Origin of the sequence: Streptomyces sp. NPDC016459 (assembly GCF_040632845.1) — a bacterium.
Lineage (GTDB): Bacteria > Actinomycetota > Actinomycetes > Streptomycetales > Streptomycetaceae > Streptomyces.
Map to the genome: position 1 here is coordinate 1 of NZ_JBEYCR010000003.1, position 26,480 is coordinate 26,480.

The 26,480-nt window shown below is 71.8% G+C and carries 30 protein-coding genes and 1 pseudogene; 13 read left to right on the top strand and 18 right to left on the bottom strand.

Features of this window, described 5'->3' with window-relative positions; translation table 11 throughout:
• The 4 genes and pseudogenes from ABZ567_RS10115 to ABZ567_RS10130 all read right to left on the bottom strand — a co-directional run.
• Window positions 1-533, bottom strand: a pseudogene (locus ABZ567_RS10115) (sugar kinase); the annotation flags it as partial.
• A 133-nt stretch (window positions 534-666) separates the two neighbouring features.
• Entirely contained in the window at window positions 667-909 is a 243-nt protein-coding gene (locus ABZ567_RS10120) for a hypothetical protein (RefSeq protein ID WP_360786551.1), read from the bottom strand.
• Window positions 906-1,541, bottom strand: coding sequence for a TNT domain-containing protein (locus tag ABZ567_RS10125; RefSeq protein ID WP_360787568.1), 636 nt, complete (start codon window positions 1,539-1,541; stop codon window positions 906-908). The genes ABZ567_RS10120 and ABZ567_RS10125 overlap by 4 nt, the downstream gene beginning before the upstream one ends.
• Window positions 1,542-1,701: 160 nt before the next feature.
• Window positions 1,702-2,307 (bottom strand): TetR/AcrR family transcriptional regulator, encoded by a 606-nt coding sequence (locus tag ABZ567_RS10130; RefSeq protein WP_360786553.1) that lies wholly within the window; start codon window positions 2,305-2,307, stop codon window positions 1,702-1,704.
• A gap of 115 nt (window positions 2,308-2,422) precedes the next feature.
• Between ABZ567_RS10130 and ABZ567_RS10135 the strand changes: the two genes are divergently transcribed.
• From ABZ567_RS10135 to ABZ567_RS10150, 4 genes are all read left to right on the top strand, one after another.
• Entirely contained in the window at window positions 2,423-3,577 is a 1,155-nt protein-coding gene (locus ABZ567_RS10135; protein ID WP_360786554.1) for an acyl-CoA dehydrogenase family protein, read from the top strand.
• A gap of 64 nt (window positions 3,578-3,641) precedes the next feature.
• Window positions 3,642-4,403 (top strand): SDR family NAD(P)-dependent oxidoreductase, encoded by a 762-nt coding sequence (locus ABZ567_RS10140; protein ID WP_360786556.1) that lies wholly within the window; start codon window positions 3,642-3,644, stop codon window positions 4,401-4,403.
• 111 nt (window positions 4,404-4,514) lie between these two features.
• On the top strand, window positions 4,515-5,222 hold the full coding sequence (locus ABZ567_RS10145) for a TetR family transcriptional regulator (RefSeq protein WP_360786558.1): 708 nt from the start codon (window positions 4,515-4,517) through the stop codon (window positions 5,220-5,222).
• A gap of 132 nt (window positions 5,223-5,354) precedes the next feature.
• Window positions 5,355-5,744: a zinc ribbon domain-containing protein gene (locus ABZ567_RS10150; protein ID WP_360786560.1), complete on the top strand. Its 390-nt coding sequence runs from the start codon at window positions 5,355-5,357 to the stop codon at window positions 5,742-5,744.
• Window positions 5,745-5,838: 94 nt separating this feature from the next.
• Here ABZ567_RS10150 and ABZ567_RS10155 read toward each other — a convergent pair whose 3' ends face one another.
• The 4 genes from ABZ567_RS10155 to ABZ567_RS10170 all read right to left on the bottom strand — a co-directional run bounded on the left by ABZ567_RS10155 (window position 5,839) and on the right by ABZ567_RS10170 (window position 9,607).
• Entirely contained in the window at window positions 5,839-6,795 is a 957-nt protein-coding gene (locus ABZ567_RS10155) for an electron transfer flavoprotein subunit alpha/FixB family protein (RefSeq protein ID WP_360786562.1), read from the bottom strand.
• A gap of 37 nt (window positions 6,796-6,832) precedes the next feature.
• Window positions 6,833-7,618 carry an electron transfer flavoprotein subunit beta/FixA family protein gene (locus tag ABZ567_RS10160; protein ID WP_360786564.1) on the bottom strand — a complete coding sequence of 262 codons (786 nt, stop codon included), beginning with the start codon at window positions 7,616-7,618 and terminating at the stop codon, window positions 6,833-6,835.
• 28 nt (window positions 7,619-7,646) lie between these two features.
• Window positions 7,647-8,798 carry an acyl-CoA dehydrogenase family protein gene (locus ABZ567_RS10165; protein WP_360786566.1) on the bottom strand — a complete coding sequence of 384 codons (1,152 nt, stop codon included), beginning with the start codon at window positions 8,796-8,798 and terminating at the stop codon, window positions 7,647-7,649.
• Between the two features lie 128 nt (window positions 8,799-8,926).
• A complete protein-coding gene (locus tag ABZ567_RS10170) occupies window positions 8,927-9,607 on the bottom strand; it encodes a ScbR family autoregulator-binding transcription factor (RefSeq protein WP_360786568.1) in 681 nt (226 codons plus the stop codon).
• 128 nt (window positions 9,608-9,735) lie between these two features.
• Between ABZ567_RS10170 and ABZ567_RS10175 the strand changes: the two genes are divergently transcribed.
• Both ABZ567_RS10175 and ABZ567_RS10180 read left to right on the top strand, forming a co-directional pair.
• Window positions 9,736-10,686, top strand: coding sequence for a ScbA/BarX family gamma-butyrolactone biosynthesis protein (locus tag ABZ567_RS10175; RefSeq protein WP_360786570.1), 951 nt, complete (start codon window positions 9,736-9,738; stop codon window positions 10,684-10,686).
• Between the two features lie 14 nt (window positions 10,687-10,700).
• Window positions 10,701-11,747 carry an NAD-dependent epimerase/dehydratase family protein gene (locus tag ABZ567_RS10180; RefSeq protein WP_360786571.1) on the top strand — a complete coding sequence of 349 codons (1,047 nt, stop codon included), beginning with the start codon at window positions 10,701-10,703 and terminating at the stop codon, window positions 11,745-11,747.
• A gap of 250 nt (window positions 11,748-11,997) precedes the next feature.
• On the opposite strand, the gene ABZ567_RS10185 is transcribed toward ABZ567_RS10180, so the two are convergent.
• The 3 genes from ABZ567_RS10185 to ABZ567_RS10195 all read right to left on the bottom strand — a co-directional run bounded on the left by ABZ567_RS10185 (window position 11,998) and on the right by ABZ567_RS10195 (window position 12,839).
• A complete protein-coding gene (locus ABZ567_RS10185; protein WP_360786573.1) occupies window positions 11,998-12,171 on the bottom strand; it encodes a CsbD family protein in 174 nt (57 codons plus the stop codon).
• Window positions 12,172-12,228: 57 nt separating this feature from the next.
• On the bottom strand, window positions 12,229-12,453 hold the full coding sequence (locus ABZ567_RS10190; RefSeq protein WP_360786575.1) for a hypothetical protein: 225 nt from the start codon (window positions 12,451-12,453) through the stop codon (window positions 12,229-12,231).
• Window positions 12,454-12,554: 101 nt separating this feature from the next.
• Window positions 12,555-12,839 (bottom strand): hypothetical protein, encoded by a 285-nt coding sequence (locus ABZ567_RS10195; protein WP_360786576.1) that lies wholly within the window; start codon window positions 12,837-12,839, stop codon window positions 12,555-12,557.
• Between the two features lie 294 nt (window positions 12,840-13,133).
• Here ABZ567_RS10195 and ABZ567_RS10200 point away from each other — a divergent pair, with 294 nt between their 5' ends.
• Window positions 13,134-13,340 (top strand): cold shock domain-containing protein, encoded by a 207-nt coding sequence (locus ABZ567_RS10200; protein WP_360786578.1) that lies wholly within the window; start codon window positions 13,134-13,136, stop codon window positions 13,338-13,340.
• Between the two features lie 15 nt (window positions 13,341-13,355).
• Here ABZ567_RS10200 and ABZ567_RS10205 read toward each other — a convergent pair whose 3' ends face one another.
• A complete protein-coding gene (locus ABZ567_RS10205; RefSeq protein WP_360787571.1) occupies window positions 13,356-14,636 on the bottom strand; it encodes a radical SAM protein in 1,281 nt (426 codons plus the stop codon).
• Window positions 14,637-14,939: 303 nt separating this feature from the next.
• Between ABZ567_RS10205 and ABZ567_RS10210 the strand changes: the two genes are divergently transcribed.
• Window positions 14,940-15,470, top strand: a complete 531-nt coding sequence (locus ABZ567_RS10210; RefSeq protein WP_360786580.1) for an SRPBCC domain-containing protein — start codon at window positions 14,940-14,942, stop codon at window positions 15,468-15,470.
• A 59-nt stretch (window positions 15,471-15,529) separates the two neighbouring features.
• Here ABZ567_RS10210 and ABZ567_RS10215 read toward each other — a convergent pair whose 3' ends face one another.
• The 3 genes from ABZ567_RS10215 to ABZ567_RS10225 form a co-directional block, all read right to left on the bottom strand.
• Window positions 15,530-16,003: a hypothetical protein gene (locus ABZ567_RS10215; protein WP_360786582.1), complete on the bottom strand. Its 474-nt coding sequence runs from the start codon at window positions 16,001-16,003 to the stop codon at window positions 15,530-15,532.
• Window positions 16,004-16,051: 48 nt separating this feature from the next.
• Window positions 16,052-18,223 (bottom strand): RNA polymerase recycling motor ATPase HelR, encoded by a 2,172-nt coding sequence (gene helR / locus ABZ567_RS10220; RefSeq protein ID WP_360786584.1) that lies wholly within the window; start codon window positions 18,221-18,223, stop codon window positions 16,052-16,054.
• Between the two features lie 171 nt (window positions 18,224-18,394).
• Complete coding sequence (locus tag ABZ567_RS10225; RefSeq protein WP_360786586.1) at window positions 18,395-19,594, bottom strand: serine hydrolase domain-containing protein; 1,200 nt, start codon at window positions 19,592-19,594, stop codon at window positions 18,395-18,397.
• A gap of 309 nt (window positions 19,595-19,903) precedes the next feature.
• On the opposite strand from ABZ567_RS10225, the gene ABZ567_RS10230 reads away from it, so the two are divergent.
• Together ABZ567_RS10230 and rpsR are read left to right on the top strand one after the other, a co-directional pair.
• Complete coding sequence (locus ABZ567_RS10230; protein WP_360786588.1) at window positions 19,904-21,055, top strand: GTP-binding protein; 1,152 nt, start codon at window positions 19,904-19,906, stop codon at window positions 21,053-21,055.
• Window positions 21,056-21,095: 40 nt separating this feature from the next.
• Window positions 21,096-21,332 carry a 30S ribosomal protein S18 gene (gene rpsR / locus ABZ567_RS10235; RefSeq protein WP_360786589.1) on the top strand — a complete coding sequence of 79 codons (237 nt, stop codon included), beginning with the start codon at window positions 21,096-21,098 and terminating at the stop codon, window positions 21,330-21,332.
• Window positions 21,333-21,354: 22 nt separating this feature from the next.
• On the opposite strand, the gene ABZ567_RS10240 is transcribed toward rpsR, so the two are convergent.
• Together ABZ567_RS10240 and ABZ567_RS10245 are read right to left on the bottom strand one after the other, a co-directional pair.
• Window positions 21,355-21,759, bottom strand: a complete 405-nt coding sequence (locus tag ABZ567_RS10240) for a hypothetical protein (protein WP_360786591.1) — start codon at window positions 21,757-21,759, stop codon at window positions 21,355-21,357.
• 24 nt (window positions 21,760-21,783) lie between these two features.
• Entirely contained in the window at window positions 21,784-22,170 is a 387-nt protein-coding gene (locus ABZ567_RS10245; protein ID WP_360787574.1) for a VOC family protein, read from the bottom strand.
• 120 nt (window positions 22,171-22,290) lie between these two features.
• Between ABZ567_RS10245 and ABZ567_RS10250 the strand changes: the two genes are divergently transcribed.
• The 3 genes from ABZ567_RS10250 (at window position 22,291) to ABZ567_RS10260 (ending at window position 25,775) form a co-directional block, all read left to right on the top strand.
• Window positions 22,291-23,040, top strand: coding sequence for a class I SAM-dependent methyltransferase (locus ABZ567_RS10250; protein WP_360786593.1), 750 nt, complete (start codon window positions 22,291-22,293; stop codon window positions 23,038-23,040).
• A 315-nt stretch (window positions 23,041-23,355) separates the two neighbouring features.
• The gene (locus ABZ567_RS10255; protein WP_360786595.1) at window positions 23,356-23,988 is read left to right on the top strand and encodes a PadR family transcriptional regulator; all 633 of its coding nucleotides are present in this window, start codon (window positions 23,356-23,358) and stop codon (window positions 23,986-23,988) included.
• A gap of 62 nt (window positions 23,989-24,050) precedes the next feature.
• The gene (locus tag ABZ567_RS10260) at window positions 24,051-25,775 is read left to right on the top strand and encodes an acyl-CoA dehydrogenase family protein (protein ID WP_360786597.1); all 1,725 of its coding nucleotides are present in this window, start codon (window positions 24,051-24,053) and stop codon (window positions 25,773-25,775) included.
• An 81-nt stretch (window positions 25,776-25,856) separates the two neighbouring features.
• Here the strand turns inward: ABZ567_RS10260 and ABZ567_RS10265 are convergent, their stop codons facing one another.
• Window positions 25,857-26,435, bottom strand: a complete 579-nt coding sequence (locus tag ABZ567_RS10265) for a TIGR03086 family metal-binding protein (protein WP_360786599.1) — start codon at window positions 26,433-26,435, stop codon at window positions 25,857-25,859.
• Window positions 26,436-26,480 lie beyond the last annotated feature (45 nt).

Here is a 26,480-nt window from a genome sequence, read left to right on the forward strand (position 1 = left end):
ATCGTCTGCCCGTGCACCACCGCACCCTCACCGGCATCACGGGCCACAATGCCCGGAACCCCCACCCCCACACCCAGCAGCCGGCCGGCCGGCACCTCCGCGATACGCAGCACCTCCGCGATCCCCTCACGGACATGGTCGACGACCACCCCCACCTCGTACCGCTCGTGCGGATGGGGGCTGTCGACCGCCAAGGGCCTTTCCGCGCGCGCGAGTTCGGTGAGCATGAGGTCGAACAGCTCGATCCTCACGCGGGTCTCGCCGACATCGACGCCGATCATGAAGCCGCTGCCCGGGGTGACACGGAGCAGGGTACGGGGGCGGCCGCCGGCCGAGTCGACACTGCCGGCCTCTTCGACCAGGCCCTCCGTCACGAGTTCGGCGACCACGTTGCTCACCGAACCCGAGCTGAGGCCGGTCGCGGGCCCGAGCGAGAAGCGGCTCAGCGGTCCGTCGAAGTAGAGGCACTGGAGGACGGCGGTGCGGTTCTCGCGCCGCAGGTCACGCACGGTGCGGCCGTTCCGCATGGTCACTTGGGCCCCCTGGTGAAGTAGTCCTGAACGCAACATACCTTTCCCGGGTCCGGTGCGCTCTCTTCACTTGGGCTTTAACTCATATCGTGAAATAAGGGGGGTGCGCGTTCAGGTCGTGAAAGCGGCCCTCGTCTCAGCTCCCCAGCAGACTCCGCAGGTGGGCGCAGGCCGCCGACTCCGTGGGGTGCGTGGCGATCGGCTCGTACCCGCCCCGCTCGTACACCCCGGTCTCCCAGCCGTCCCCGTCCGGCCCCGTCCGCAGATAGACGAAGTCCGGCGGGGTGGGCGCCGGCTCGTGGACGCCCTCGATCCAGTAGTACGCGTCGGGCACCCCGGCCTCCCGGAGTGCCCGTCCCAGCGCATGGCGGTCGGTCACGCGGGGACGCGTACCAGGTAGCCGTTGTCGAGCAGCCACTTGACGCTGAGCCGCTGCCCCTCGCCCGGGTCGAGGAAGGCCGGGTCCAGCTTGATCTGGCGGCCGCCGCCCGGCTGCTCGAACCAGGGGGCGATGGAGCCCTCCCAGACCACGAACGACCGCGTCACCTCGTACAGGTGGTAGTCGCAGGGGAAGGCGGCGTCGCGGGTGTTGAGGTTCTGCGGGGGCAGCGCCCGCTTCGGGTAGGCGTCACCGGCCGGGGCCAGGTAGGAGCCGTACTCGGAGCCGAAGCGGTCCAGGCGCTCGCCCTCCGTCAGCAGCTCGGGCGCCTTGTCGACGGTGCCGTTGACCTCGCCGAAGCCGTCGTTCGGCGGGTACTTCCAGCTGCCGGTGTCGGCGGGGCCCTCCCAGTACTTCTTGAGGAAGTCGGCCGAGGAGAGCCTCCCGGTCCGGTGGTAGCGGTCGAGCAGCGGCCCCACCGGCTCCTGCCACTTCTTCGGCAGGTGCTTCGGCCCGAGCCGCTTGTCGCCCTGGAACTCCCCGGTGCAGGGCGCCGGGGGAGCGGCGGCGGGCTTCTCGGTGGGCGCGGCCTGCGCCGCGGGGGTGACGGTGAGGACGGCGGTGACGCCCATGGCGGCGAGTACGGCGCGGATCCTCGGGACGGTACGACTGCGCTCCACGCGGAGGTCTCCCTGGGTGGGGTGGTCGGTGACGCCGCACACAGTAGTGCCATGACTGCGCAGAGTGAGGGAATGGAGACGGAAACAGGCCACGGACCGTCCGTCGGGGCGCTCAGCCCTTGCGCAGTCCACTGAGGAGCAGTTCCGCCAGTTCCTCGTACGCCTCCGCGTCGGCGAGGCCCGTCGCCGCGGCGACCTGGCGGCGCTGGATGCGGACCATCACGGAGGAGATGACGTCGGCCGCGAAGGTCACGTGGACCTCGCGGAAGACTCCGGCCCGCACGCCCTCCTCGATGAGCTGCTGGACCCGGCCGGCGGCCGCGCGCGTGTTGCGCTCGTACACCTCCGCCGCCGGTTCGAAGGCGGCCACGTCGTCGAAGAACTGGGGCGAGACCGGCGCCAGCTCGGCCGAGACCGCCCGCAGATAGGCCGCGAGCCGCTCGGCCGGGTCGGCCTCGGCGGCGAGGACCGCCTCCACGCGGGCGGTGGCGCGTCGGAAGAAGTGCACGACGGCCGCCCGGACCAGTTGTTCCTTGCTGCCGGCGAGGCCGTACAGGGTCCGCTTCGAGCAGCGCAGGCGCCCGGCGAGATCGTCGAGGGTCAGCCGGGCGAAGCCCTCGCCGACGAGGAGGGCGACGAGCTCCTCGAAGAGGGCGGCGCGCCGCGCCGCGCCGCGGCCGGTGAGCTTCGGGGCGTCGGCGGCTGAGGTCTCGATCACCCGGCCAGTATTCCAGGCCGGACTTTCCGGGGGTTACGGCGGCATCCTTCTGCGCTACGCTGAGCGGTACTGCAGTACCCGCCCCAGTACCACTTTGCGCGCCGCTGGAGTCGCCATGGATGTCGACCGCCTGCTTCCCACCCCCGAGGCAGCGGACCTCATCGCCCTCACCCGGGAGATCGCCGACAAGGAGCTCTCTCCGCGCGTGGACGAGCACGAGGCCACCGAGACCTATCCGGAAGGGCTCTTCGCCACCCTGGGCGAGGCAGGCCTCCTCGGCCTCGCGTACCCCGAGGAGTACGGCGGCGGAGGCCAGCCGTACGAGGTCTACCTCCAGGTCCTGGAGGAGCTCGCCGCCCGCTGGGCCGCCGTCGCCGTCGCCACCAGCGTCCACACCCTCGCCTGCCACCCGCTGCACACCTTCGGCACCACCGAGCAGAAGGAACGCTGGCTGCCCGCGATGCTGGAGGGCCGCAGCATCGGCGGTTACAGCCTCTCCGAGCCGCAGGCCGGCTCCGACGCCGCCGCACTCACCTGCAAGGCCGAGCGTCAGGAGGACGGCAGCGGCTACCGCATCACCGGCACCAAGGCGTGGATCACCCACGGCGGCAAGGCCGGGTTCTACGCGCTCTTCGCCCGTACCGCACCCGGCAGCCACGGCATCTCCTGCTTCCTCGCCCCCGGCGCCACCGAGGGGCTGAGCTTCGGCGCACCCGAGCGGAAGATGGGCCTCCAGGCCGTCCCCACCACCTCCGCCTACTGGGACGGCGCCCTCCTCGACGCCGACCGGCTCGTGGGGAAGGAGGGCCAGGGCCTCCAGATCGCGTTCAGCGCTCTCGACAGCGGCCGCCTCGGCATCGCCGCCTGCGCCACGGGCCTCGCCCAGGCCGCCCTCGACGCCGCCGTCGCCTACGCGAACGAGCGGACCACCTTCGGCCGCCGGATCGTCGACCACCAGGGCCTCGGGTTCCTCCTCGCCGACATGGCCGCCGCCGTCGACGCGGCCCGCGCCACCTACCTGGACGCGGCCCGGCGCCGCGACCTCGGCCGCCCCTTCAGCCGCCAGGCCAGCGCGGCCAAGCTCATCGCCACCGACACGGCGATGAAGGTCACGACGGACGCCGTCCAGGTCCTCGGCGGCTACGGCTACACCAGGGACTTCCCGGTCGAGCGCTACATGCGCGAAGCCAAGATCACCCAGATCTTCGAGGGCACCAACCAGATCCAGCGTCTCGTCATCAGCCGTGGGCTCGCCCACGCGCCGAAGTAGCGCGGAAGCAGAACGACAACCCCGGGAGCGGCAGGGTCGCACCCGCACACGAACGAGGAGTTCCATGGACATCGCCGGCTCCGCCGCTCTCGTCACCGGTGCCGCCTCCGGCCTCGGAGCCGCCACCGCGGCGGCGCTCGCCGCACGGGGCGCCACCGTCTACGGCCTCGACCTGGACAAGGCCGTGGCCGCCGCCGGACCGCTGCCCGCGGGCGTCCGGCTGCTCGCCGCCGACGTCACCGACGAGCAGCAGGTCCGCGCGGCCCTCGCCGCGATCGACGCCGACGGCGCCGAACTGCGCCTCGCCGTGAACTGCGCCGGCATCGCCCCCTCCGCCCGCGTCCTGGGCCGCAGGGGACCGCACGACCTCGACCTGTTCCGGGCCGTGCTCGAGGTCAACCTGCTCGGCACGTTCAACGTGATGCGGCTCGCCGCCGAGGCCATCGCCCGGCACGAGCCCGACGAGCACGGGCAGCGCGGCCTGGTCGTCAACACCGCCTCGATCGCCGCCTTCGAGGGCCAGATCGGACAGATCGCCTACGCCGCCTCCAAGGCCGGCGTCGCGGGCATGACCGTCACCGCCGCCCGGGACCTGGCGCAGTTCGGCATCCGGGTCGTCACCCTCGCCCCCGGCATCGTCGACACCCCGATGATGGCCGGGTTCGGCGAGGACGTCAGGGCCGGTCTCGCCGCGAGCGTCACCTTCCCGCAGCGCCTCGCGCGCCCGGAGGAGTACGCCCGTCTCGTGACGATGGTCGCCGAGCACGACTACCTCAACGGCGAGACGATCCGGATGGACGGAGCGCTCCGCATGGCCGCCCGCTGAACCGGCGTCCGGGCGCCCGCTGAGCCTCCGTACCCTCGACAGAGCACTGGGTGCCGGATTTTTCCGGCATCCAGTGCCGCGTGAGGGCGTTCCCGATGTTAGGTTCGGCTCATGGGAACAGCGTCGACGAACTCCACGAAGCCAGCGATGCGGGACTCCCTCATCGCCGCGGCCTTCCAGCTCTTCCTGGAGCGGGGCTACGAGCAGACCACGGTCGACGACATCGTCACCCTCGCGGGCGTCGGCCGCAGGTCCTTCTTCCGGTACTTCCCGTCGAAGGAGGACGTGGTCTTCCCCGACCACGAGCAGTGCCTCGCCGACATGACCCGCTTCCTCGCGGCGAGCGCCGACGCCGACGACCCCATGGTCCGCGTCTGCGGCGCCGCCCGGCTCGTCATGCGGATGTACGCCGAGAACCCCACCTTCTCCGTCCAGCGCTACCGGCTCACCCGGGAGGTGACCGGGCTCCGCACGTACGAGGTCTCGGTCGTCTGGCGGTACGAGAGGACCCTCGGGGACTATCTGCGCACCCGCTGGGCCGACCGCAGGGACGGCACCCTGCGCGCCAACGTGGCCGCCGCGGCCGTGGTCGCCGCCCACAACCACGCCCTGCGGCACTGGCTGCGCTCGGGAGGAGAGGGCGACCCGCTCGCGGAGGTCGACCGCGCCCTGGAGTTCGTCCGCGCCACCTGGAGCCCGGACGCGGTCGTGGACGCGCCGGCCGAGGAGAATGAGGACGTCGTGGTGGTGATCACCAAGCGGTCCACCCCCATGTGGCGCGTGGTGCGCGAGGTCGAGTCGAGCCTCGGCGATGACTGAGGTGAACCGACGGTGGCCGCCGGGGTTCTCGGTATCTCCGATTCAGGGAACTCAGGTCTTTATTTGATGGCACTCAGTGCCATATCTTTGCTCCATGCACGGTCGAGCCGCCGAGTGCGAGGAGAAGGCATCGTGTTCCACACGGGAATGAGGAGCGGGACCGCCGTCCGGGCCGCGGAGGAGTCGGCCCCCGACGTCGAGCTCTACTTCCAGCGCTGCCGCTGGTGCCACACCACGACGTTCCAGCGACTGCTCTGTCCGACCTGCGGGTCGACGGATCTCACCCCGGAACTCAGCGAGGGTGAAGGCGTGATCTCCGTACGGCGCGGGGTCGCCGCGGCCGATGCCGACCTCTGGCCGGTGCACATGGCGGAGGGCTTCGTGGTCCGCTGCCGCGTCGACGGGCCGCTGCACGCGGTGCGCCCCGGCGTCCGGGTCAAGGTCTCGTCGGGGGTCGGCGTGACCGGTCGCAGGCCGGTCGTCCGGCTCTGCGAGGAAGTCCCGCTCGACGGCTGGATCTGACCCGGGGGCCCGGGGAGGGCACACGAAAGGGGCGGGTGGGTGGCACAGAGTGCCACCCACCCGCCCCTTTCTGCTCGTCGGGGGAGAGGAACCGTCAGCGGGCGCCGATCTCGTCCGTCAGCTGGGGCAGCACCTGGAAGAGGTCACCGACCACGCCGTAGTCCACCAGGTCGAAGATCGGGGCCTCCGCGTCCTTGTTGACCGCGACGATCGTCTTCGACGTCTGCATGCCGGCCCGGTGCTGGATGGCGCCCGAGATGCCCGCCGCGACGTACAGCTGCGGCGAGACCTGCTTGCCGGTCTGGCCGACCTGGTTGGCGTGCGGGTACCAGCCGGCGTCCACGGCGGCGCGGGAGGCGCCGACAGCCGCGCCGAGCGAGTCGGCCAGCTTCTCGACGACCGCGAAGCCCTCCGCCGCGCCGACACCACGGCCGCCGGAGACCACGATCGCGGACTCGGTCAGCTCGGGGCGGCCGGTGGAGACGCGCGGGGTGCGCGAGACGACCTTCGCCGCGTTGCCGGTGAAGGCGACGGTGACCTCCTCCACCGTACCGGCGGCCGGAGCGGCCTCCGGGGCGGCGGAGTTCGGCTTGACGGTGATGACCGGCACGCCGTGCGAGACCCGCGACCTCACCTGGTACGAGGCGGCGAAGACGGACTGGGTGGCGACCGGGCGGTCCTCCCCGGCCTCCAGCTCCACGGCGTCGGTGATCAGACCGGAGCCGAGGCGGAGCGCGACGCGGGCCGCGATCTCCTTGCCCTCACCCGAGGAGGTCACCAGGACGGCGGCGGCCCCCTTCTCCTTGGCGAGCTGGGTGAGCGCGTCCACCTTCGGCACGACCAGCTGCTCGGCGAACTCGGCGCCGTCCGCGACGTACACGGTCGCCGCGCCGTACTCGCCGACGGTGGCGGCGATGGAGGCCGCGGCCTCGCCGGCGCCGAGGACGACCGCCGAGGGCTCGCCGACGCGGCGGGCCAGGGTCAGCAGTTCGAGGGCCGGCTTGCGGACCGCCCCGTCGGCGTGGTCCACGAGAACCAGGATCTCAGCCATGATTCGTTGCTCCTGTGCGGGTGTGGCTGACGGGCAGTCAGATGAACTTCTGGGTCGCGAGGAAGGCGGCGAGCTGCTTGCCGCCGTCGCCCTCGTCCGTGACGATCGTGCCCTGCGTACGGGCCGGGCGCGCGGCCACCGCGTCGACCAGGGTCCAGGCCCCGGCCAGACCCACCTCGTCGGCGTCGATGTCCAGGTCGTCCAGGTCCAGCTCCTGGACCGGCTTCTTCTTGGCGGCCATGATCCCCTTGAAGGAGGGGTAACGGGCCTCGCCGGACTGGTCGGTGACCGAGACGACGGCCGGCAGCGGGGCCTCCAGGAGTTCGGTGGCGGCGTCGCCGTCGCGGCGGCCCTTCACCAGACCGTCCGCCACGGAGAGCTCCGAGAGCAGCGTCACCTGGGGGAGCGACAGCCGCTCGGCGAGCAGCGCGGGAAGCACGCCCATCGTGCCGTCGGTCGAGGCCATGCCGCAGACGACCAGGTCGAAGCCGGTCTTCTCCAGGGCCTTGGCCAGAATCGCGGAGGTGGCGATCACGTCGGAGCCGTGGATGTCCTCGTCGTTGACGTGGACGGCCTTGTCGGCGCCCATCGACAGCGCCTTGCGGAGGGCGTCCTTGGCGTCGTCCGGACCCACGGTGACGACGGTGACCTCGGCGTCGTCGGCCTCCTCCGAGATGCGGAGCGCCTGCTCGACCGCGTACTCGTCGAGCTCCGAGAGCAGCCCGTCCACGGCCTCACGGTCGGTCGTCAGGTCGTCGGCGAAACCGCGGTCGCCGGTCGCGTCGGGAACGTACTTCACACAGACAGCGATCTTCAGGGTCACGGCCTGTCTCCTTTCAACGGGCGGGGGGTTACGGGAGGTTGCGGGCCATGACGATGCGCTGGACCTGGTTGGTGCCTTCGTAGATCTGGGTGATCTTGGCGTCACGCATCATGCGCTCGACGGGGTAGTCGCGGGTGTAGCCGTAGCCGCCGAGGAGCTGGACGGCGTCGGTGGTGACCTCCATCGCGACATCGGAGGCGAAGCACTTGGCGGCGGCGCCGAAGAAGGTCAGGTCGCCGTCCACGCGCTCGCTCTTGGCCGCGGCGGCGTAGGTGAGCTGGCGGGCGGCCTCGAGCTTCATGGCCATGTCGGCCAGCATGAACTGAACGCCCTGGAAGTCGGCGATCGGCTTGCCGAACTGCTTGCGCTCCTGCACGTAGCCCTTGGCGTAGTCCAGGGCGCCCTGGGCGATACCGATGGCCTGGGCGGCGATGGTGATACGGGTGTGGTCGAGGGTCTTCATCGCGGTGGCGAAGCCGGTGCCCTCGGCGCCGATCATGCGATCGGCGGGGATGCGGACGTTGTCGAGGTAGACCTCGCGGGTCGGGGAGCCCTTGATGCCGAGCTTCCTCTCCGGCGCACCGAAGGAGACGCCCTCGTCGGACTTCTCCACGACGAAGGCGCTGATGCCCTTGGACCGCTTGTCGGGGTCGGTGACGGCCATCACCGTGTAGTACTCGGAGACGCCGGCGTTGGTGATCCACCGCTTCACACCGTTGAGGACCCAGAAGTCGCCGTCGCGGACCGCGCGGGTCTTCATCCCGGCCGCGTCCGAGCCCGCGTCGGGCTCGGACAGGGCGTAGGAGAACATCGCGTCGCCCTTGGCCAGGGGGCCGAGGTACTTGTGCTTGAGCTCCTCCGAGCCGGACAGGATCACCGGCAGCGAGCCCAGCTTGTTGACCGCGGGGATCAGCGAGGAGCTGCCGCACGCGCGCGCGACCTCCTCGATGACGATCACCGTGGCGAGGGCGTCCGCACCGGCGCCGCCGTAGGTCTCGGGGACGTGCACGGCGTGCAGGTCGTTGGCGACCAGCGCGTCCAGCGCCTCCTGAGGGAACCGGCCCTCCTCGTCCACCGCCGCGGCGAACGGCACGATCTTCGCCTCCGCCAGCGCACGGACCGACTCCCGGAGCATGTCGTGCTCCTCGGAAGGCCGATACAGGTCGAAGTCCTTGCCCATGATGTGGAGCTCCCCTAGACGCTTGTGGCACTGAGTACCCTCAGCAAAACACACTCAGTGCCACGACGCCAGAGCGCCCCGACGCGGGTCCACGTCGGGGCGCTCTCAAGACCGTTCGGTCGGTTTCGTTATGTTCGGGTGTCCGCGAGGTTTCCTTCTTCCCTGCGGCGCCGGCTCGCGTCGTAGGCCTCGCCGAGTTCCCGGGCGCGGCCCTCGGTCATGTCGAGACGGGACAACAGGGCCGGAGTGCAGATGCTCGGCAGGAAGTGCTGGAGCAGCACGGAGACCCTATGAGCCAGATCATTGCGATCGCAAAGAATCTGGGACATCGCCTGGATGCCGGAGAAGGCTCCCGAGAAGAGTTCGGCGGTGTCCGTCACATCCACATGGACAAGGAGTTCCCCCCGCGCCTTGGCGACCATGAGGATCTCCGACACCTGGTCGATCCATGCCCGGAAAGGAGCGGCGCGGTCGACGCCGGTGGCGCCGCTGTCCAGCGCCAGGGCGACGCTCGCGCGCACCAGCGCGTCCCGCTGCAGCCGGTGGGTCAGCAGAAAGGCCTGGTCCGCCAGCTCCTGGAGCTTCACGGCCTGCGGCGCCAGAGGAACGTCCAGCATCTGGGCGTCGAGCACACCGAGAGCAAGATCTTCCTTGGAAGCAAAGTGGAAATACAGAGCCCCCTTGGTCACCCCGGCACGCACGAGGATCTCGCCGATGGTCGTCCGCTCGTAGCCGCGCTCCGCGAACACCGTCGCGGCCGATTCGAGGATCACCCGACGGGTTCGAATTGCACGCGCTTGCTGCGCCAAGGCGCCTCCTGCTGACTCGCTGTCTGTGCTCGACGTGTCACGTGAAGCATTGAAAAGAAAACCGGGCTGTACGTATTCTAAGCCGGGCGGATACACCGTCCAGGGGCGCGGGGACGCAAGGGGAATCCATGGATCAGAATTGTCGAGGAGCGACAACACGCGTCCCCGGGGAGTTCGTTCACCGAGCCGATCCCGCGGACATCATCCCCACGGGTTGGACCCGGCTGCGGGAGAATCGCTTCTCCGTCTCCGCGCACTGGCCTGCCGCACATCCCTTCTTCTCTCCGGTGGCAGAGGGCCGGCACGACCCCGTACTGGTGGCCGAGACGATACGCCAGACCACCATGCTTATAGCCCACGCCGAGTTCGGGGTACCTCTGGACGATCAGTTCGTCATGTGGGGCCTGTCCTACGACGCCGATCCCGAGGCGCTCACCGTCGACGGACTCTCCTCCGACATCACCGTCGACGTCATCTGTTCCGACCTCAGCAGCCGCGGCGGCCGCCTCCGCGACCTCCGCAGCACCCTGGTGCTCACCCGTGACGGCCGGTTCCTCGGCACCGGAAAGGCCCAGGCGCGCTGCACCTCCGCGATGGCGTACCGCAGGATCCGCGGCGAGCGGATGGCCGCGCTGGGACGCCCCGTCCCGCTGATCCCGGAGGTGGCCCCGCACCAGGTCGGCCGCCGGCACGCCAAGGACGTCGTCCTGGGCCCCGGGACCCGCCCCGGCCAGTGGCAGCTGCGGATCAACACCGCGCACAGCACTCTCTTCCGGAGGCCGAACGACCACGTGCCCGGGATGGTCCTCCTCGAAGCCGCCCGGCAGGCGGCGGCGATGACGACCGGCGGCGGCGCGTACCTGCCCACCGCCATGGACGTCTCCTTCTACCGGTACGCCGAACTCGACAGCCCCTGCTGGATCGAGACCGAGGTCGTCCCCGGGCTCGACCCCTCGACGACCACCGTCCGCGTCGCGGGCCGACAGGACGGCCACCCCGTCTTCCACTGCATGCTCACCTCTCCGTCCCGGGAACTGACGGTGGCCGGAGGCGGCCTCGGCTCCCGGCTGGCGGGCTGAACGGGATCGGAACGATGGGCCCCCGCATTCTGATCACCGGCGCGACCGGATTCATCGGCGGCCGAGTGGCGGCCGCGGCCACGGGTACGGCCACGGCGGCGACGGCCACGGCCCCAGCGGCCACGGCACAAGCGGCATCGGCCCCAGCGGCGTCGGTGTCGGCCACGTCGACCGGGTTGACGGCTTCGGCTCCCGAGCCCGCGTCGCCCGTACGTCTGCTCACCCGCCGCCCGCCGGACCTCGGGCCGGGAGCGTCGTTCGAGACCGTGCTCGGCGACCTCCGCGACCCCGTGTCCCTGCGCCGCGCCTGTGAGGGGGTCGACATCCTGATCCACTGCGCATCGGCGATCGGCGGGGACGCGGAACTGGCCCACGCCGTCAACGACGAGGGCACCCGGGCCCTGGTCGACGCGGCCGTACGCGCCGGAGTGGGTCGGATCGTCGCCCTGAGCACCGCCTCCGTCCACGGCCGTGGCCCCTTCCGCGCCGCCGCCCCCGGCACCCTGCCCCTCGCCCCGGTCTCCGCGACGAGCCGCACCAGGGCGGCGGGCGAGCGGCACGTCATGGACGCCGGCGGAACCGTACTGCGACCGCACCTCGTCTACGGCACCGGCGACCGGCAGCTGATGCCCGGCCTGGTCCGGCTGCTCGCCGCCCTGCCGGGACCCCTCGACGGGGGAACGTCACTGCACTCGCTCATCGACGTGGACAGTCTGGCGCGCGTCCTGCTCGGCGCGGCGCTCTCGCCCCGGACCCAGGCGGGCCCGTACTACGTCGACCATCCCGAGCCGGTAGCGGTCAGGGAACTGCTCGCGGCCGCCGAAGACCTGCTCACCCTCGGGACGGGGAAGACCCGGGGGCCGGCGGTGGACATCCCCACGGCCCGCGCGCTGCTCGCCGAACTGCCCTTCGCCCAGCACCATCTGGACATGCTCGCCACCGACCACTGGTTCGCCGACGACCGCCCCTGGCGGGATTTCGGCTGCGATCCGGGACCGGGCTTCGGCGAGGGCTTCGCCGACCACGCCTCCTGGTACCGGACCCTTCTCACGGACGCGTGAAGCACCGCTCCACTCCTTCTGGAGCGATCGGTGAATCCGAAAACCTCACGGTCCACCGCCGGTCGGGTCACCGGCCCCCTCGCCCGCGGGCTCGCCGTGTGGATGTGGCGCGGGCTGGTGGAAGCCCGCCCGCAGGGGAGGGGTGAGGATCCCGGCGGGAATGCGAAGACGGCCGGTGGACCGGGGTGACCCGGTCCACCGGCCGTCCGCGTCGCGGCACTGCAGGCGCGGGGGGCGTCCCCCGCGCGTCCTAGTGCTTGAGCGTGTCCTTTGCCTTCTCCGCCGTCTGCTTCGCGTCACCCTTGATCTGCTCGGCGCGGCCTTCCCTCTGCATGCTCTCGTTGCCCACGGCCCTGCCAGTGGCCTCCTTGGCCTTGCCCTTGGCGGTCTCCGCGGCGTGCTTCGCCTTCTTACCGGCGGACATCCGGCACCTCCTGGTCGGTCTGGTAGTCGTGCGACTTCCCGGAATCGCGGCGGATACTCACGGATGCTGCTCCCGCTGCTCCTCGCGGCCGATGCCGGGGCTCTGCCGCTTGGCGGTGCTGCCGTGGGCGTCCTCCGCCGGGGAGTCCCCCTGGTCCCGCGTCGCCTCCTCCGCCTGGCGCCGTGCCTCGGCGTCGCCGCTCTCGCCCTCGGCCCCGGACGGTGTGGTCCGCGGGGGTTCGTGCCGGTCCTGCTCGCTGCCGTGCCTGTCGTGGTGGCTCATGGTCCTCTCCCTGACGCCGCTCGGTACGCGCCCCGGTCGCCGCCGGTGGCACGAGGTGCTGCTGCCCGGCGACGTCCGGCCGAAACGCCGTGTCTCAGGACCTACCGGACAGATCCCGGGACTCGCCCGGGCGGCTCGGGCGGGCCGGGCGGCTCGGGCGGGCCGGGCGGCTCGGGCGGGTCGTCACCACCACCACGCCCGCGAGCAGCACCCACGTTCTTGACCACGAACTCGCCCACCAGCGTGAGCAGCAGCGGGTTGGCATGCGCGAACGCCGGCGACGGGGTGAGGGCGAGCACCGCGAAGGTGCCGCAGAGGTGGGCGCCGAGCACCGGCAGGGCCACCGCGCGGGCGCGCCCCGACACCACCCCCGGCCGGGTGCTCACGGGAACGGCGGGGCGCCGTGACACCTTCCCGCGTCTCGGCGTGTGCGTGGGAGGGCGCCGAGAGCATGGCGAGGCCCGGTGTCGGACACGGGGGATCCCCGACACCAGGCCTCTGTTGAATATTGTACGAGGCGCGGGGAGTGACGCGCACACCAGGCCGGGCCGCCTCCGGCCGGCGTCGTCCGACGGGCGAACCGTGGCCGTACGGGGTAGAAGTCCCCTGAGACGCGGATGCGGCCGGAGCCGGGGCCCAGCCCCTCGACCGCGCCGCCCGTGACGGCGAGGAGGCCCGCCATGGACAGCAGGAGCACCGGGTTCGTGCACTCCTTCAACCGCACCGGCGGGTACGGCTTCGTCGTTCCCGTCGGCTCCGACGAACAGGTCTACTTCAGCGCCGCGGACATCGAGGGGGAGGAGCGCTCGCTCTCCGAGGGGCAGCAGGTGTCCTTCGTCCTCGTCCTGGGCGAAGGCCGCTTCGAGGCGAGGGAACTGCGCGTCTGACGCCCCTCGGCCGGGTCACTCGCCCGGAGCCGGAGGCAGTGCGTCCATGAACGAGCTGACCGAGAACACCGCGCGCCCCGGGCCCGCCGGTCCGTACCCGGGCGGCGCCGACAGCCCGTACTCCTCCAGCGTCGCCGTGTACGCCTCAAGGAGGCGCAGATGGTACTCCAGCGGCGCGCCGTCCGGGTTCTCGCGGCCCAGCGGTGTCGTCGGCTCCGGGCACCACGTGGTGAAGCGGGGGGTGATCCCGCGCGACATGAAGAACCGCAGGCCCTCCCGGGTGGAGGCGATCGCCTCGTCCACGGTCAGGAAGCCGGAGGGGCGGGCCATCTCGACCCCGGCGACGAAGTTCGGGATGACGTTGCGCGGCCCGAAGACCTCCGCGGAGTCCAGGATCCTGCGGTGCCACTCGTCCCGGCCGATGTACCGCTCCTTGCCGGGGCAGTACAGCTCGAAGAGCCGACGGTCCCACACCTCGTAGTTCGGGTGGTAGATCCGGATGCCGTAGTCGTGGAAGCGCCGCACGTCCTCCTTCGGCAGGGCCTGGGCGACGACCTTGCCGATCCAGCGGCCAGGGAAGCGCTCCTCGATCGCGCGCGCGTACTGCCCGTAGAAGTCCGCCTCGTCCTTCCCGCCCACCTGGGAGGTGACCGCCCCGCCGGTCAGGGTGTACGCCGTCGACGTACGGGCCGTGTCGTGGCGGTCGATGATCTCCAGGGCCTCCAGGACCTCGTCGACCGGCTTCACCCCCGTGTACGGGCGGCCCGCCGCCTTGTGCTGGCGCCAGTTGTGGTTGATGTCGCAGTACTGGCACTCCTCCTTGGCGCCGAAGTACTGGCAGACCCGGAAGACCGTCAGGTAGATCAGATAACCCCACTGGATGGTCGGCGCGACCTCCATCACGGACTTGCCGTTCGACAGCGGGTGCCGGTAGTACTCCGGCATCGGCGGCAGCCCCACGTCGGCGATCCGGACCCCGTCGAGGAACAGCGCGAGCGCCCCGTCGGGGGCCGGCGCCACCCGGTACGGGGACGAGGGGTTGACCCGTACCGACACCACCGTGCGGCGCAGACCGTAGGGTCCGCCGGTGAGGACGATCTCCTCCGGCGGACGGTTCAGCGCCGCCTCGCCCAGCTCCGGCAGCGTGCGGTGGTCGAAGGAGAAGATGAAGTACGACTTCGGCTTCACCTCGCCGTCCTCGTTGCCGCTCAGCGCGGACGGATCGAAGGCGAGGCCGCCGCGCAGCAGGTCCTCCTTGAACACGGCCTCCGGAGGGACTCCCGGGAAGCGGTCCATGAGGGACTCCACGACAGCGGTACGGGTCGGGGCGGCGCTGGACACAGGCGGATCTCCAGTGGTGAGGGACGACGGAGCCGACAGCCTCACGCTACGCGCGCGTGCCCCCGGGACGACGACCGGGACCCGGGTGCGACCGGCCGTCGGGCCCCCGTCGTCCCCGCCGCCGGGAGTGGGAGTCGACGCCCTGCGCCCGAGGTGCTGCCCGACGCCCCTCTGGTTACGCTGCGCAAGGACGGGCCCCAGCGGTTCGCCGCCTCCGGCCCGGCTCGCCGACGTGGCCGAACGAAGCGAGAAGCCCTCATGACGACTCCCGCGCATCCCCCGATCCCGCCGACCCCCATGGACACGGTCACCCTGGAGCGGCGCATCGGCGCCGGCCCGGAGGCCGTCTTCCGGTACCTCACCGACCGCGAGAGATGGCTGTCCTGGATGGGCGTCGACGGCACGTTCTCCTTCGAGCCCGGCGGCTCCTACCGCACCCGGGTCACCGGCGACGGCGTCGCCGCCGGCCGCTTCATCACCGTCGACCCACCGGGACGCCTCGTCTTCAGCTGGGGCTGGGAGACCGGCCCGACGCCCGTCCCGCCCGGCTCCGGTGGGGCCTGGGGCACCGGCCCGACGCCCGTCCCGCCCGGCTCCAGCACCATCGAGCTCACGCTCCGGCCCACCCCGGACGGAACGCTGCTCCGGCTGATCCACAGCGGGCTCCCCTCCACCGAGGCCTGCGAGGCCCACGCCGAGGGATGGCAGCACTACGTCGACCGCCTCGCGGCCCTCGCCGAGGGCGCGGACCCCGGCGAGGACGACTGGATCCGGCAGCCCGCAGGCTGAGAGCGGGCGCCGTGCGGATGGGCGAGGCCGGGGGCGGCCCCCCGCGCCCGCCCGGCGCGTCAGGCGCCCACCGGCACCGGCGTACGCGCCGGAGCGCCCGCGCCTGGCTCGCGGACGAGCCGGATCCCCAGCCGCAGGTACGCGGAGAGGTCCGCCGTGGGCGCCTTGCGGACGAGGTGACGGATCGCCTGCATGGCCTCCCAGGCGGAGGCGTGCGCCAGGGACCCGCCCCAGCTGTCGCCCAGACCGTCCCAGAGGTACGCGCTGAACCCGAGCTGGAGCGCGCCCGCCCGGCGCCGCTCCTCCTCGTGCGCGTCCAGGGCACGCACAAGGAACCGCTCCGCCTCCACCGGGGGAAGCGCGGACCGGATGATGCGCAGATACGGCGCGACGAGCGACGCGACTTCGGGGCACTCCCCACGGGGAACGACCGGATCACCGGAAACGACCGGGTCACCGGGAACGACCGCGTCACCGAGAACGTCCGGGTCACCGAGAACGGGTGCCGTGATGGGCTCGCATGTGTGAGTCATGAACCCATCGATACGTCATCTCATCGCAGGATCGGCCGTGGCGCGCCGTCACGAACTCGTGAGGACGACGAGTTGGCGGGTCGCACGGGTCATGGCGACGTAGCGGTCGACCGCCCCCTCGATCCCCTCGCCGAAGGCCTCCGGATCGACCAGGACGACCAGGTCGAACTCCAGGCCCTTCGACAGCGAAGGCGTCAGCGACCGGACCCGGTCGTCCACCGGCCGGAACCGGGGGGCGCCGATGACACAGGCCGTCCCCTCGGCGTGGGCGGCGAGCCAGTCGTCGAGGACCGCGTCGAGGTCGTCCACCGATCCGTGGACGACCGGGATGCCGGCGGCGCGGACGGACGTCGGCACGTTCGCGTCCGGGAGCGCGGCCCGGATGGCCGGCTCGGCCTCCGCCATGACCTCCTCCGGCGTCCGGTAGTTGATGCTCAGGGACGCCACGGTGACCCGCTCGAGCCCGACCCGTTCAAGGCGTTCCCGCCACGACTCGGTGAAGCCGTTCCTGGCCTGGGCGCGGTCCCCGACGACGGTGAAGCTCCGGGACGGGCAGCGCTGCAGCAGCATCTGCCACTCGGCGTCCGTCAGCTCCTGCGCCTCGTCCACGACGATGTGCGCGAACGGTCCGGCGAGCAGGTCGGGCTCGGCACCGGGCAGCGCGGCCTCGTCGACGAGGCTGTCCTTCAGGTCCTGCCCGCGCAGCATGGTCACCGCGCCCTCACCGTCGGCGTCGGCCGCGAGGACGTTGTCGATGACGTCGGCCATCCGCGCGCGTTCGGCGGCGACCGTGGCCTGGTGACGGCGCTTGCGCCGGGCCGCCTCCGGATCGCCGAGCCGCTGCCGCGCCGCGTCCAGGAGCGGCAGATCGGACACCGTCCACGCCTGGGCGTCCTCGCGCTGCAGCTTCCGGACCTCCTCGCGGCCCAGCCGGGGAGCGCACTTCCGCAGGTACGCGGGGACCGACCACAGGTCTCCGACGAGGTCGGCCGCCTCCAGCAACGGCCAGGCGCCGTGCAGGGCGTCGGCCAGGTCCTCGTCCTGCCGCAGCGCCCTGCGGAACTGGTCCTCGGGGACCTCGCCGTCGAGCTTGGCGAGCAGGATCGTGCCCAGCTCCTCCCAGATCTGCTCCCGCGCCTCGTTGTGCGGGGTACCGGCCTCCGGGGCGTCGAACGCCTCGGCCCAGTCGGCCGCGCTCACCCGGACGTCGGCCCAGTCGGTCGACACGGTCATCCCCTGGGCGGGCGGCTCCTCGTAGAACCTGACGGCCGTCTCGATCGCCCGCACCATGTCCGCGGACGACTTCAGGAGGGCCACCTCCGGGTCGCGCTCGACGGCCGCCCGCGCCCCCTCGGCGACGAGGTCCCGCACGGTGCAGGTCTGTACCCCCTCCTCGCCGAGGCTGGGCAGGACGTCGGCGACGTACGCCAGATAGGGCTGGTGCGGGCCGACGAACAGCACGCCGCCCCGGCGGTGCCCGAGGCGCGGGTCCGCGTAGAGGAGGTGGGCGGAGCGGTGCAGCGCGACCACGGTCTTGCCGGTGCCCGGCCCACCGTCGACGACGAGGGTGCCGCGCGAGCCGGCCCGGATGATGGCGTCCTGGTCGGCCTGGATGGTGGCGAGCACGTCACGCATCCGGGGCGACCGGCTGCCGCCGAGGCCGGCGATGAACGCGGACTGGTCGTCCAGGGCCGCGTGCTCGTCGGGCCCGTCGGCGGTGAACACCTCGTCCCAGTAGTCACCGATCCGGCCGTTGTTCCAGCGGTACCTGCGGCGGCTCGCCAGCCCCATCGGGTGGGCGTGGGTGGCCGCGAAGAAGGGTTCGGCGGCGGGGGAACGCCAGTCGATGAGCAGCCGGCGACCCGCGCTGTCGGTCAGGCCGAGACGCCCGACGTACACGGGCTCGGAGCCGTCCGCTCCGACGACCCGCCCGAGGCACAGGTCGAGGCCGAAGCGGCGCAGGGTGCGCAGCCGGGCGGTCAGCCGGTGGATCTCGGCGTCCCGGTCCATCGCCTCCCGGCCGCCGCCGCCGGGCGCCTTCCGCGCCGCGTCGAGACGGCCGGACAGTTCGGCGATCGACTCCCTCAGGGTCTCCGCGACGGCCGCGAAGTGCCGCTCGTCGCCGGCGATCAGCGCCGGGTCGGCCTTGGGGGAGAGACGGTCGGGAAGGTCGAACGCGCTGGTGTCGTACGACCGGTCCACCGACGAAAGCACACGCACGGAGGGGGACTCATTTCTGCAGGGGCTGGCTGAGACCAGCGATTCTGCGGTACCACCAGGGCCTTGCCGCAAGCCCCCCTGTGCGCTATAAGTTGAGAGTGGCAAGAGGTGAGTGCTCCCCTTGCCCTTTCTCATGTCACCCTCTTCGCGGCTCCCGCCGCTCCGCCGCGATCAGCGCGGCGCCACCGCGCCGTCGTAGACGTTGCCCGGGGTGGCGACCGCCGTGATCGCCTTGGCGAGCAGCGTGGACGGCTCCCGGCCCTGGCTGTCGACATCCGTGTTGATCATGATGACCAGGGTGGCCTTCTGCGACGGCAGGTAGACCGTCACGGTCTCGTACCCGGGGATGGACCCGTTGTGGCCGATCCATCCGTTGGCGTCGAAGATCCCGAGGCCGTAGCTGGTGCCGGGGAATCCGGTCGGCAGCGTCCGGAGCCGCTGCGCCTGGGTCGCGGGGCTGAGCAGTTCGCCGGTGGCGACGACCTTCGCCCAGCGCCGCAGGTCCTGCAGGTTCGAGATCATCGCCCCGGCCGCCCAGGCCCAGCTCGGGTTCCAGTCCGTGACGTCGGTGACCGCGCCGCTCAGCGTCTGGTCGGTGTAGCCGCGGGCGTGCGGTTCGGGGAACTCCGCCCCCTTCGGGAACAGCGTGTGGCGCAGGTGCGCGGGCCGGAGCACCCGCTGGTGGATGACGTCGGCGAGACGCTGACCGGTGACCTTCTCGATCACCAGGCCGAGCAGGACGAGGTTGGAGTTGGAGTACTGGAACGCCGTACCCGGCGCGAAGGTGTTGGGGTGCCGGTAGCCGTACGAGAGCATCTCCCAGGGGGTGAAGGCGCGTTCGGGCTGGGTCTGCAGGTCGCGGACGAAGTCCGGATCGGAGGTGTACGGGAAGAGGCCGCTGCGCATCCCGGCGAGGTGGCGCAGCGTGATCCTGTTCCCGTCGGGCACGCCGCGGACGTAGTCGGAGATCGGGTCGTCGAGACGGATCCTGCCGTCGTCGACGAGCTGGAGCAGCGCGGTGACGGTGAAGGTCTTGGTCTCGCTGCCGATCCGGACGTAGGTGTCGACGGGCATTGGCTTGCGGGTGGCGGTGTCGGCGACGCCGGTCGCCCGGACGTAGCACCCCTTGCCCGGCATCCACAGTCCGACCACGACACCGGGGATGCGTGCCTGCTTCCGGACGTCCTCGATCGTCTTGTCGAGCTTCGCCGTGAGGCCCTGACCGAGGCTGCCGGGCCGGCAGTCGTCCGAGCCCTGACGGTCGACGCCCACGGCGTGTACGGGGGCGGCGGGGGCGACCGCCGTCGAGGTCAGCACGGACGCCGCGAGCAGCGTCGCGGCGAGCAGTCTGCGCTGGTGGGTACGTCGCATGTCGGGACGCCTCTTCCTGGTCACGGGCACGGACGGCAACATCACCACCGGCACGCGGCCGGGGCGGCTCCCCACCCCGGGCGCCTTCCGGCGAGTCCACTCGTTCGGCGCCACCGGAGCCCGTCGACGCTGCCGAGGACCGGGCGGCCGAGCGTCACCGGCGCGGCTCGGGTCGGGCTCGGCCCTCCGGGCGGAGCAGGCCGCGCTCGTACGCCTTCGGCGGCTGCCGGCACGTACCCACCCCGCCATCTTGGAAATGAAAACCATTGCCATATAGTGGGGACCCGTCCGACCATGAAAGGCCCTGCCATGAAGCCCACCACCCAGCTCCCCGTGGTGATCGTCGCCGGCCTCCACGCCGACGCCCGCACCCAGGTCGTCGAACGCCTCCTGTCCACCGTGCCGGGGAGCGTGGCCCTGCACCACGACCTGTCCGAGGCACCCGGCGGCACCGTGCTCCGTGTGATCCGCGACGCCTCAGGCACCCTCTCCCGGGGTGAGACCCCCCTGGTCAACGACTGCGCGTGCTGCGCACTGCGCGAGGACCTGGTCCCCGAGCTGCGGCGGATGGCGGACGGCGGCCTCACCCGCCTCGCCGTCGTCGAACTCTGGGACTCGGTCGAACCGAAGGCCATGGCGGAGGTCGTCGCCGGACACGGCGGCGACCGACTGGCCCTCACGGGCGTGATCACCGCCGTGGACCCCGCGCTCGTCCTGCCCTACCTCGCCAACGGCGACGACCTCGCCGAGACCGGCCTCGCGGCCGCCCCCACCGACCGGCGGACCGTCGGAGACACCTGGGCCCGCCAACTGGAGTACGCCCCCGTCCTCGCCGTCGTCGACAGCGAGGAGGCCGACGAGGAGGACCACGCCCTCCTCGCCCAACTGCACCCCACCGCACGGCAGGTACCCGTCGCGTCCGCCGAACTCGCCCGCGCCGCGTTCGCCGGCGTCGACATCGAGGCCGCCGCGGCGGCGCAGCACCCGGCGTGCGCGCTGCTGCCCCAGGACGCCGACGAGGCGGGCGTCGCCACCTTCGTCTGGCGCCGCCGCCGGCCGTTCCATCCCGAGCGCCTCTACCGGGCACTCGAAGACCTCTGCTGCGCCGCCGCCCGCAGCCGCGGCCGCTTCTGGCTCGCCGACCGCCCCGACACGCTGCTCGCGTGGGACGCGGCGGGCGGGGCGCTGTGCGTGGAGAGCGTCGGCCCCTGGCTGGCGTCACTGCCCGACGCGGCCTGGGACATGGTCCCTCCCGTACGCAGGGCGGCCGCCGCACTGGACTGGCACCCCGACCACGGCGACTGCTGCCAGCACCTCGTCTTCACGTCCCCCGGCCTCGACCGGGACGGGCTCGAACAGCTCCTCGACTCGTGCCTCCTGACGGACGTGGAGTACGGATCGGGACGCCAGGGCTGGAAGCACCTGCCCGCCGCGTTCGACGCCCTCCTCGACGCCGCCTGACCCCGCTCCCTCGACCCCCCGACCCCAAGGAGAAGTCACCATGGCCCGACGCCACGACCCCCGCAAGCCCGCCGCGCCCCGGCCCAACCCGCTCGACGCGGCCGGCATCACGTACAGCGACTACAAGGACACCGACCTGCTGAGGAAGTTCGTCTCCGACCGGGGAAAGATCCGCAGCCGACGCGTCACCCGCGTGACGGCCCAGCAGCAGCGCGCCCTCGCGGCCGCCGTCAAGAACGCGCGCGAGATGGCACTGCTGCCGTACACGAGCCGCTGACACCTCGCACCGGCCCGGCCGCTCACTCCGGGACGAACAGGTCCTCGCGCGCGTCGGCCAGGACGAAGCCGTTGTCGAGCCGGACGCGGACCGTCGCGCGCGGCTGCTCCTCCTGGTGCGCGGTCCACGCCGGTTCCAGCGCCGCCACCTGCTCGGCGAGCTGCTGCCTGCTGCCCGGGGGCATCTGGTGGCCGAAGTCGGCGAGGAGCGAGTGGAGCCGCTCGTACTCGCGCACCTCCGGGCCCGGGGCCTTCTCCAGCCGGTCGACCCGTACGACCGTGCCCCCGGTCCCCGCCGCGAGGAACAGCGTCCCGACGGAGGTCTCCGCCTCCGTCGGGACACTGTCGGCGAGGGTGATCGCACCGCCCACCCTGAGGTCGGCCGCGAGGCTCACCCGCCGGCCCTCTGTCCATGTCGTCCGGGTCATCGGGCCTTCATAACACGAGGCGGATCAGGTGCCCGCGTCCTGCGGGTACCAGCGGAGCTCCACCGTGTTGCCGTCCGGGTCCCTGACGTAGACCGACTGCGCCGAGCCGCGCGCGCCCCAGCGCGGGACGGGCCCCTCGACCACGTCGAACGTCCCTGAGTCGATGACCTCCTGCCAGTCGAGGGGATCGACGACCAGGCAGATGTGGTCGACGTTGGACTCGCCGCGCGGCCGGGAGAAGAGGTCGATGACCGTGCTCCCGTCGACGCGCACCGACGGGAAGGGCACCTTGCCGGCCCGCCACTCCTCGACGCGCTCGGGTTCGAGACCCAGGGGGCCGGTGTAGAAGTCGAGAGCCCTGTCGACGTCGCTCACGTTGAGCACGAGGTGGTCGAAGGCTTTGACGCGCATGGTGGATTCTCCGGTTTTCTCGGACATCTTCGTGGCTTCTGTCAGTACGGCGGGCCGCGCGGGCGGAGCAAGACTGCCCGGCACAGGCCCGACCCGGACGAAGCGCAGGAGGACGACACGGTGGGTACGCAACAGTACGACGACATCGGTGAGGCGTACGAGGGCTTCAAGTCCCTTCCGCTGGAGCGGTTCGCCGTGATCCCCGGTCTCCTGGCCATGGTCGGGGACGTGCGCGGCAGGTCCCTCCTCGACCTGGCCTCCGGCACCGGCTTCTACAGCAGGGAGTTCAGGCGGCGCGGCGCCACGGACGTCCTCGGGATCGATGTGTCCGGTGAGATGGTGGCTGTGGCGAGGCGGTTGGAGGAGAGCGAGCCGCTGGGTGTGCGCTACGAGGTGGGCGACGTCGCGGAGATGCGCCCGCTCGGACGGCGTTTCGACGTCGCGCTGGCGGTCCAGCTGCTCAGCTACGCGGAGGACTACGCCACCACGGAACGGATGTGCCGCAACGTGCACCGGAACCTGAGGCCGGGCGGCGAGTTCTTCGTGCTCAACCAGTCGCCCGACTACCGCTTCGACGGACCGACCCCGGAGAAGTACGGCTTCCGCAGCGAACCGACCGGCGAGGAGGCCGAGACCGGGCCTCAGGTCCGGATCACGGCTCTGCTCGACCCGCCGATCTCCTTCGTCGCCAACCGTCCGCGCCGCGAGGTCTACGAGAAGGCGCTGCGGTCGGCCGGGTTCACCGAGCTGACCTGGGTCCCGCTCACGGTCTCGGAGGCCGGGGTCCGCGAGTTCGGCGAGGACTTCTGGGCCGACTTCCACGCCAACCCTCCGCTGGAGATGCTCCGTTGCCGAGCGGGACGGCCCTGACCGGCGGCACGCCCCCGAGCCGGGGTCGGACGGGCCGTCCCCACGCGATTCCGTGGATACCGACGGGCGCTGGGTCGTCCGGTCGTCGGGACCCGTGGGGCGGAGCGCGCGTTTCCCGGCCCGCACCCTCCACCGGTCCGCGGACGGTGGAGCACCGTGTCGTCGGCGTCCTGCACCAGCTCGGTCTTCGGCACCGCGACGTGCCCAGGGCGTGTCGCCCGACGACGTGGAGGGCCGCCGCCTCCGCTCGGGGGTGAGCCGCGTCTCACCGGGGCGGGCTTGCTATGCAACGAGGTGCATAGCAGGATCGGGCGCATGGCGCTCGACCACGCGATCCTCGTCTCCCTGCTCGAGAAGCCCGGGTCCGGTTACGAGCTGGCCCGGCGCTTCGAGCGGTCCATCGGGTACTTCTGGACCGCCACCCACCAGCAGATCTACCGCGTGCTCAAGCGCATGGAGAGCGACGGCTGGATCGACGTCCGGGACGTGCCGCAGCAGGGGCGCCCGGACAAGAAGGAGTACTCCGTCGCCGCCGCCGGGCGGGAGGCGCTCTCCGCGTGGCTGCACGAGCCGATCGAACCCGAGAGCGTGCGGCACGACCTCGCCGTGAAGATCAGGGGCGCCGCCTTCGACGCCCCGGCCGCCCTGATCGGCGAGGTCGAGCGGCACCGCCGGGCGCACACCGACCGCCTGGCCCGCTATCTCGCCGGCGAGACCCGCGACTTCGGGCCGCTCGCTACGGACGGGCCGTTCGCCGCGGACGGGCCGTTCGCCGCGGACGGGCCACCTGACGTGGACGGGCCACCTGACGTGGACGGGCCGCTCGACGCCGAGCGGGAGCTCCAGCACGTCGTGCTCCGTGGCGGCATCGCGTACGAGCGGATGATGATCGCCTGGCTCGACGACGTCCTCGCCACGCTCGCCCGGTTCCAGGCCGGCGAGCACTGAACCACCTCCCGCACCGACCTTCCGCACCACCACCCTCATCCCGAGCCGGAAAGGCTGACGTCATGGCCGACGCTCTGCTGTTCAACCCGCACACCTACGACCCGGCGCACTTCGATCCGGAGACCCGCCGGCTGCTGCGCGCCACCGTCGACTGGTTCGAGGCGCGCGGCAAGCGTCAGATCATCGAGGACTACCGGAGCCGGGCCTGGCTCGGCGACTTCCTCGCCTTCGCCGCCGAGGAGGGGCTCTTCGCGACCTTCCTGACGCCGTCCTCCGCCGCCGGTGAGCAGGAGGGCGACAAGCGCTGGGACACCGCCCGCATCGCCGCCCTGAACGAGATCCTCGGCTTCTACGGCCTCGACTACTGGTACGCCTGGCAGGTCACCATCCTCGGCCTCGGCCCGGTCTGGCAGAGCGACAACGCCGCCGCCCGCGCCCGCGCCGCCGAACTCCTCACCCAGGGAGAGGTGTTCGCCTTCGGCCTCTCCGAGAAGTCGCACGGCGCCGACATCTACTCCACCGACATGCTCCTGGAGCCCGACGGCGAGGGCGGCTTCCGCGCCACCGGCTCCAAGTACTACATCGGCAACGGCAACGCCGCCGGGCTCGTCTCCGTCTTCGGTCGCCGCACCGACGTCGAGGGCCCCGACGGGTACGTCTTCTTCGCCGCCGACAGCCGCCACCCGGCGTACCGCCTGGTCAAGAACGTCGTCGACTCCTCCAAGTACGTCAGCGAGTTCCGCCTCGAGGAGTACCCGGTCGGCACCGAGGACGTGCTGCACACCGGTCGGGCCGCCTTCGACGCCGCCCTGAACACCGTCAACGTGGGCAAGTTCAACCTGTGCACCGCGTCGATCGGCATCTGCGAGCACGCCATGTACGAGGCGGTCACACACGCGCAGAACCGCATCCTGTACGGCCGGCCCGTCACCGCGTTCCCGCACGTGCGGCGCGAGCTGACCGACGCGTACGTCCGGCTCGTCGGCATGAAGCTGTTCAGCGACCGCGCCGTCGACTACTTCCGCACCGCCGGTCCCGACGACCGCCGTTACCTCCTCTTCAACCCGATGACGAAGATGAAGGTGACCACCGAGGGCGAGAAGGTCATCGACCTGATGTGGGACGTCATCGCCGCCAAGGGCTTCGAGAAGGACAACTACTTCGCCCAGGCCGCCGTGGAGATCCGCGGACTGCCGAAGCTGGAGGGCACGGTCCACGTCAACCTGGCGCTGATCCTGAAGTTCATGCGCAACCACCTGCTCGACCCGGTCGCGTACGAGCCCGTCCCCACCCGCCTGGACGCGGCGGACGACACGTTCCTCTTCCGTCAGGGCCCGGCCCGTGGTCTCGGCTCCGTCCGTTTCCACGACTGGCGCGCCGCCTACGACGCCTACGGTCACCTGTCCAACGTTGCCCGTCTCCGCGAACAGGCCGACTCGCTCTGCGAGTTCGTCGTCAAGGCCGCCCCGGACGAGGAGCAGAGCCGCGACCTGGACCTCCTCCTCGCCGTCGGCCAGCTCTTCGCGCTCGTCGTCCACGGCCAGCTGGTCCTGGAGCAGGCCGCGCTGACCGGCCTCGACGAGGACGTCCTCGACGAGTTGTTCGCCGTCCTCGTCCGCGACTTCTCCTCGCACGCCGTCGAACTGCACGGCAAGGACTCCGCGACGGAACAGCAGCAGCACTGGGCGCTCGGCGCGGTCCGCCGCCCGGTCGTCGACGAGGCGCGCTCGGAGCGCGTCTGGCAGCAGGTCGAGGCCCTCTCGGGCACGTACGAGATGACGCCCTGATCCACGGCACCCGGCACCCCGGGTGCCGTCCGGACGCGGCCCCGCCGCCCGGACGGCACCCCGGGTGCATGTCCGCCACTTCTAGACCGGGCGCCAGTCGGGCCGACGGCCGCTGAGGCCGATCACCCGGTCCAACAGCGGCGCGTCGTCCGGTACCGCGACGACGGGGCCGAAGAACGCCTCGTCGGAGGAGTCGTCGGCCGGAGTCAGGAGGGCCTCGGACACCCGTAGTTCCTCCTCGCTCACCTCGTACGCCTGGCCGGTCGCCCGCGCCAGGTCCCAGCCGTGGATCAAGAGCTCGTCGAGCGCGATCCGGCCCATGACGGCGGCCGGAAGGTCGATCCCGCCCGCCTGGGTGTCACCCTCCCAGGCGCCGGGCTCCCGCCATGCGGCGGCCAGTTCGTCCAGCACCTTCGGCAGGGCCGTCCGCCAGTCGTCCGCCAGTACCGGACGGGACGAGCCGGGCGGCGTGCGGGTCGTCGGCCCGAACTGCTTGCGGGCCGCGTCGCGGAAGGCGACGCCGAGCCCGACGACATGCGCGAGCACTTCCCGTACCGCGTACTCGGGGCAGGGCGTCGGGTCGCCGAGCCGCTCGTCGCCGATGCCCTCCGCGAGCCGGGCGACCCGCTCCGCGGCCGCCCCCAGATCGATCGTGTCCATACGCGAGGTGTTCTCCATACGGGGCAGACCGCCGGGCTCCCCGAA